A 5,011-nucleotide genomic window follows, 5' to 3' on the forward strand; every position below is an offset into this window, starting at 1 on the left:
AGTCCAATGATCTTTACATCGTATATCGATTCCCTTTTCTCCCATTCTTTGTGATATTCGGAAAAGGGCTTTCCCGTGAGTTTAATAACTTCCAGGGCTCTGATTATCCGCCTCGCATCGTGGGGATGAATTTTCTTGGCAGCCCGTGGATCTGAATTTTGAAGTTCTCTGTAAAGTCCTTCAAGACCTTCACTTTCTGCACGCTTTTCGAGTTCACGACGGATGGGTGATTTCATCATTCCGGATGGAAATTCCAGCTTATCGACGACAGCTCTAATGTACAATCCTGAACCGCCCACCAGAATGGGAAGTTTCCCCTTCCCATGAATCTGTGTTATAACCTTTCTCGCCATTCTTTGATATTCAGCTACGCTAAAATCTTCTTTGAGATCGACGATATCGATTAGATGATGTTTAATTTCCGCTCTATCCCCAAGGCTGGGTTTCGCAGTTCCGATATCCATATTCTTATAAACTTGCATCGAGTCGGCGGAGATTATTTCTCCGTTTATGCTCTTTGCCAAGGTTATTGCAACCTTACTTTTTCCAACGGCGGTGGGTCCGACTATCACCAGCAATTTTTCTTTTTTCATATTAAAAAATTCTACAGTAAATGGAAGGTTTCCACAAATCTTTAAAAATGGCAAAAGAATTTTTAAGGGAAAGTATTTTGTTGGATTAACAGATTGGTGAAAGATTGATTTACCTATAGCGCGTAACCTTGAATCTGTAGAGTTTTACCGGTTCTTCCAGGGAAATGCCCGCCTTCTTTCGAGCGATAGCCACTTGTTCTTCTACGGTATTTACCCCCTCAAGATCCGGTAGGAGTAATCCAGTTCGGCCTTTCGACTCCACCATCACTCCATATTCCCTTGGATCTAGATAACTTTCATCGGGAATTTCCTCTGGTTCCTCTAAAATGTCCACGGAATAAACCAGGTCGGAAAGCTCCGATGGTTCAATGGGCCAAAATCGGGGGTCTCTCGTTGCGGAATGAATGGCATTTCTTATTATTTCGCAGGCCAGATTGGGTTGAGTTGGAGCGGTTGTACCAATGCAACCCCGTAGAGCCCCTTCCTTTTTAATGGAGACGAAGGCACCAGCCCGACGCTTATACAGATAATCGGGGAGGTCTTCCGGGGGTTTTATTATTTTCCCTTCCCGAATGTATTTTTCAGCGGCTTCTCTGGCGAGCCTGACCGGTGCACTCTCCTTCTCTCTGAGCTCTTTCCGCTCGGCGCATCTTATCTCGGTTAAAACTTTAAGAAAATCTCGATTTTCGTCTCTCTCCAGGGGTCTAATGAGGGCTATGAGATAGCCAACCCCAAAGGGTCCTTCATAAGATAAGACCCGAGAATCGACTCGGTAGCAATTGAAGGCTCCCACCAGAGTGATGATGGATCTCAAACCACACTCACCGGCTTCTTCTATGAGAGATTTGTCGATGATTAGAAGATCCTTAAACGCTGCTCGCTCAAGTAAATTTTTCACCAGGTGATCGAACTCTCTCCCTCGAGGACTGTATCCCCCAGGAGCTTCAGGGGTGAGTCTATGTGAAAGATCGCCGCTGGCAATGAAGGCGACCCTTCGATTTAACCTATCTGAAGCGCTCTGAATGGCAACCCCCAGAGAATAATGTTTATAATAGCTGAGGTGTGAAATGGACAGCGAGACCAGGGGGATGTCTAATTCCCGCCTCAGGTAGTAGAGAGGCACCAATATTCCATGATCCAATTCGGTTGAGAATTTGAATTCAAACCGCGGTTCCTTGCTCAATCTGAATGTTGGAATATTGAGCGCCTCAGCCTCGGCCAAGATTTCCTCGACCAATTTGAGATCATTTCTTGCTTTGAAGCTTATGGAAGAGGCACCGAATTGGGTCAAGGAGCCCTCGAGTTCGGGATCAACTTTGATGGCTATGGCATCGGAAAAAGCGGGGCTATGGGGTGAAATAAATACCAGGGTTTCGGGTTGCATCTTGGCTATTTCACTGGTCAATTCCTTTATGCCCTTTACCGTAGCCTGAATTAGATTTAGATTTTCACGTCCAACTTCGGGGACGAGGATTGGTGGATGAGGGACTACGCAACCAATTGCGACCGACATGACTCTCCTTAAAATTCAAAATGCATTTTCATTTTTAATTTATTGTGACTATCGTCCATGGACCATCGACGAATCATTTTTATGACCACATGCATTTCATGCATTTGCATCGGTAAGTGTCCCCATCAGGTACCAGGTATGAGCCTCAACGATGACCACATCAACCATTTTGTTGATTAGTTCCCTTGGTCCTTGAAAGTTCACAACCTTGTTCGTTCTCGTCCTTCCGGTGAGAATATTCTTCTCCTTTTTGCTGGGACCTTCAACAAATATCTCTAAAGTTTTTCCCATCAATTTTCGATTCTGTTCCAAGCAGATTTGACTCTGAAGTAAAACGAGCTTTTTGAATCTCTCAAGTTTTACTTCCTGCGGAATTTGAACTTCAATTTCCGCCGCCGGTGTTCCAGGTCGAGGAGAATATATAAAGGTAAAAGCCTGATCAAATCGGGCTTTTTCCACCAGATCTAGGGTTTCTTGGAAATCCTCTTCCGTTTCTCCGGGGAAACCGACCATAATATCGGTGGTGATGCTACACTCCGGGATGGTTTCTCGAATTTTCCGCACCATTTCCAAGTAACGATCTTTGGTATAGCCTCTATTCATCAGCTTCAAAATCCTATCGGAACCAGCCTGTACGGGGAGGTGGAAATGCTCGCAAACCTTATCGCACTCGGCTACCGCCTTTATGATTTCATCGCTGAGATCTCGAGGGTGTGATGTGGTAAACCTTATTCTTTTAATGCCTGGGATTTTATCGAGTTCCCGTAGGAGGGTGGAAAATTGGCCTTTGCCGTAGAGATCACGTCCATATGAATTGACGTTTTGACCCAGAAGGGTAATTTCTATTACCCCTTCTTGAGCAAGCTTTCGAACTTCAGAGTGGATATCCTGCATGGGCCGACTGATTTCTCTTCCCCTAACGTAAGGGACGATGCAATAAGAGCAAAAATTATTGCAACCAATGGTGATGGTAACCCAGGTGAAGTATCTATGTTCCCTTAGGCTTGGGAGTTTCGTTGGCAGGATCTTTGGCTCTTTCCATATTTCACATATCTTTGCCGAGTTCTCCCTCACCTGCCTGATTAAATTGGGAAGGCTGGAGAGGTTATGGGTTCCAAAGACCAGATCCACGTGGGTGGCCCTTTCCTGGATTTCTCTTCCATCCTTTTGAGCCAGACACCCCCCCACAGCTATGATGAGATTGGGTTTCTTTCTCTTGAGGGATTTTAGGGCTCCCACTTGTCCATAGAGTCTATCCTCGGCGTGTTTGCGGACACAGCAGGTATTAAAGATAATGATATCCGCTTCCTCCACTCTCCTTGCGGGTTCATAGCCTTCTTGAACCAGCATCCCCGCAATTCTTTCCGAATCATGTTTATTCATTTGACAACCGAAGGTTTTCACCAGAAACTTTTCTCGATCCAAGCCATCCACTCCCCTGGCTCGTTTATATTTTAACACAAAGAGCCCTTCCCACACGGGTAGGAAAATTTAACTCATGGGTTTCGGACTACAACACATAGAGGAATTTATTTTCCGTATTTGCGCGTGGGGAAATGGGGATGAATTTCAGGGGCTATTTTTTGCAGGTCTTTTAATGTCTTGAGGTTTTTGACTACTTCATCAGGAACTCTTACGGAGCCCATGATAAGTCCCCGGGAGGATCCCAAGCCATGACAATCGGAACCTCCCGTGATCACAAGTCCATATTCTCGAGCCATTTTGGTATATTTCCTAACGTCATCTGGTGTGTGATTGCCGTGATAAACCTCTAAACCCTGTATCCCATATTTGATGAATTCTGGAATCTTTTCATCCACCCGGGAAAGACCGGGATGAGCTAGGATGGCGATTCCCCCTAGCCTTTTTATGAGCTTAATTACATCTTTTGGTGTATAAACATATTTCTCAACGTAGCAAGGAGCTTTGCGTCCAATATACCTTTCGAAAGCTTCTTCGATACTATCAATGTGACCTTGCTTTACCATAACTCTAGCTACGTGAGCTCGACCAACTGTACCCTTACCGGCTTCTTGTAAAACATCTTTAAGGGCGATTTTAAGACCCATTTCTCGTAGCCGCTCGACCATTTTCACCGCACGTTCGTATCTCGCTTGACGCAGCTTGCTGAGATGCTTGAGGAACCATTCCTGTTTGTAATCAATGAAATAGCCCAAAAAATGAATGTCCCGACCCTCTAGGTCGGAACTCAATTCAACAGCGGGAATTACTTCAATATCGAAATCTCCCGCACTCCTTAAAGCTGGAACTATTCCATCCATGCTATCATGATCGGTGATGGCAATCGCCGTGAAGTCAAGCTCCACTGCAAATTCAACTAATTCTTCAGGGGAAAATGCACCATCCGAAGCTGTACTGTGAAGATGTAAATCAACGCCCATTGTTTTTTGTCAATTTGATTTAGAAAGAAAAAATAATCCACACCTTTGAAAATTGTAGGGAAACATCACGGATAACTTCAAGTTTAGATCGAGTTTATCGGGGCTCGACTATGAGTTTAATAGCAGTTCGCTCTTCGCCATTGATTTCGATGTCAGTGAAGGCAGGGATGCAAACTAGATCAAATCCGCCGGGTGCTACAAAGCCTCGAGCAATTGCTATGGCTTTTACCGCTTGATTAAGAGCCCCTGCGCCAATTACTTGGATCTCTGCTCCTCCCTTCTCCCTGAGTACACCAGCTAAAGCACCTGCAACCGCATTTGGATTTGATTTAGATGAGACTTTAAGCACCTCCATTTTTCTTCCTCCTTGCATGGATATCACTGCGTAATCATTTAATTCGGTAAACGAGGTCTTTATCCTTCAATTATTCTGCTATTTTTAGTTTATTTTACCCCTCATCCTCCCTTTCGAGGACAAAAATGATTTTAATCTGGTTCTTTTC

The 5,011-nt window shown here is 44.6% G+C and carries 5 protein-coding genes; all 5 read right to left on the reverse strand.

Features of this window, described 5'->3' with window-relative positions:
• The coding region (gene miaA / locus AB1466_06770; protein ID MEW6189786.1) for a tRNA (adenosine(37)-N6)-dimethylallyltransferase MiaA at positions 1-593 on the reverse strand (593 nt) is incomplete at its 3' end.
• Positions 594-702: 109 nt separating this feature from the next.
• Positions 703-2,106: an AmmeMemoRadiSam system protein A gene (gene amrA / locus AB1466_06775; protein MEW6189787.1), complete on the reverse strand. Its 1,404-nt coding sequence runs from the start codon at positions 2,104-2,106 to the stop codon at positions 703-705.
• A gap of 96 nt (positions 2,107-2,202) precedes the next feature.
• Positions 2,203-3,567, reverse strand: coding sequence for a tRNA (N6-isopentenyl adenosine(37)-C2)-methylthiotransferase MiaB (miaB, locus tag AB1466_06780; protein MEW6189788.1), 1,365 nt, complete (start codon positions 3,565-3,567; stop codon positions 2,203-2,205).
• Positions 3,568-3,635: 68 nt separating this feature from the next.
• Positions 3,636-4,508, reverse strand: a complete 873-nt coding sequence (locus AB1466_06785) for a PHP domain-containing protein (GenBank protein ID MEW6189789.1) — start codon at positions 4,506-4,508, stop codon at positions 3,636-3,638.
• A 94-nt stretch (positions 4,509-4,602) separates the two neighbouring features.
• Positions 4,603-4,863: a stage V sporulation protein S gene (locus AB1466_06790; GenBank protein ID MEW6189790.1), complete on the reverse strand. Its 261-nt coding sequence runs from the start codon at positions 4,861-4,863 to the stop codon at positions 4,603-4,605.
• Between the last annotated feature and the right edge of the window lie 148 nt (positions 4,864-5,011).

The organism is Actinomycetota bacterium, from assembly GCA_040755895.1.
Classification (GTDB): Bacteria; Actinomycetota; Aquicultoria; order Subteraquimicrobiales; family Subteraquimicrobiaceae; genus Subteraquimicrobium.

Excerpts from the sequence above, each read along its gene's own strand:
- amrA (MEW6189787.1), bottom strand. The coding sequence starts at position 2,106 with ATGTCGGTCGCAATTGGTTGCGTAGTCCCTCATCCACCAATCCTCGTC.
- AB1466_06785 (MEW6189789.1), bottom strand. The coding sequence starts at position 4,508 with ATGGGCGTTGATTTACATCTTCACAGTACAGCTTCGGATGGTGCATTT.
- AB1466_06790 (MEW6189790.1), bottom strand. The coding sequence starts at position 4,863 with ATGGAGGTGCTTAAAGTCTCATCTAAATCAAATCCAAATGCGGTTGCA.